The organism is Flavobacterium sp. SOK18b (assembly GCF_014156605.1).
GTDB classification, from domain to species: domain Bacteria; phylum Bacteroidota; class Bacteroidia; order Flavobacteriales; family Flavobacteriaceae; genus Flavobacterium; species Flavobacterium tiangeerense.
This window is the reverse complement of record NZ_QKNZ01000121.1, coordinates 1-814: the sequence shown is the minus strand read 5'-3', so window position 1 is coordinate 814 and position 814 is coordinate 1. Positions and strand designations below refer to the sequence as shown.

Sequence of the window (814 nt, the reverse complement as noted above, 5' to 3'; positions counted from 1 at the left end):
CAATAGTTGGAGCAGCATTGCTTACCACGGTTACATTTTGCATGCCTACGCAACCTTTGGCATCCATAACATAGACATCCCATGATAAAGCAGTCAAGTTAGTATCTACTGAAAGAACTGGATTGGTATTGTAAGCACCCATTGCTGGTGGTGTAACGGTTCCTCCAGGAAGTACCGCATATTGATATGCGCCTGAACCGCCTGTTACTGCGCTTACGGTAATTTGTGAAATGTCTTGTGTACAGAACACTTTGGTAGCTGCTGTAGTGAAAGCTATTGGATTTGGCAACGTAATGGTAACTGCATCACTAGCTACACATAAAGTAGTGTTGTCTGTAACGGTTACTGTATATGTTCCTGCATTTAGGCCTGTTAACGTTATTACATCTCCCACTGGTGGCAATTGTGTAAATGGCAGTAAAGCTGGCACGCTTGTTACATTTATTGAATAATTACCTGTACTGCTAAATCCAGTTACGGTAAATCGAGCCGAACCATTATTTGTAGTTCCATTTGCTGGGTTACACGTAATATCGTTTACCAACGCGCCTACAATAGAAATGTTTACACGTGGAGCCACTGTGTACAATTCTTGGTACGTACATCCATTAGCATCTGTTACTTGGAACATATAATCGCCTGCTGTTAAACCTGCAAAACTATTTGAAGGACCATTATTGATACTAGAAGGCGATAGCATTTGATAAGTAAACGGAAGCACACCGTTTGCAACCGTGTTAATTGTTACCGTACTTGTTGTACTTGTTGCTGGTGCACAATAAATCACTGAACCAGAAATATCCATATTTGTTGG

General features: G+C 41.0%; 1 protein-coding gene. It reads right to left on the bottom strand.

Annotated features, from left to right (window positions below):
• The coding region (locus tag DNC80_RS14435; protein ID WP_182651817.1) for a hypothetical protein at window positions 1–814 on the bottom strand (814 nt) is incomplete at both ends.